Source organism: Lentilactobacillus hilgardii DSM 20176 = ATCC 8290, assembly GCF_000159315.1.
Classification (GTDB): Bacteria; Bacillota; Bacilli; order Lactobacillales; family Lactobacillaceae; genus Lentilactobacillus; species Lentilactobacillus hilgardii.
On sequence record NZ_GG670063.1, the window covers coordinates 1 to 241 of the forward strand.

Below are 241 nucleotides of genomic sequence, written 5' to 3' on the forward strand. Positions count from 1 at the left end.
GAATTAAGTGTTGCAGATCCAAGACGTTTAATCGGGCAATATGATCCGGTCCAACATACCCACCATTGCCACGAACACCTTGATCACCACCGGAAGAAAATGCCTTGTCACCTGCACCGGTTAGAATGATCACGCCGATTGTGCTATCATCACGACAGATATTAAATGCATCAATCATCTCTTGAACCGTAACCGGTGTAAAAGCATTCATCTTTTCCGGTCGGTTCATGGTAATCTTTGC

General features: G+C 44.8%; 1 protein-coding gene. It reads right to left on the minus strand.

Annotated features, from left to right (window positions below; all coding sequences use genetic code 11):
- Positions 1–241, minus strand: a 241-nt coding sequence (locus HMPREF0519_RS12885) for an enoyl-CoA hydratase-related protein (protein ID WP_003637226.1), incomplete at both ends; no start/stop codon positions are given.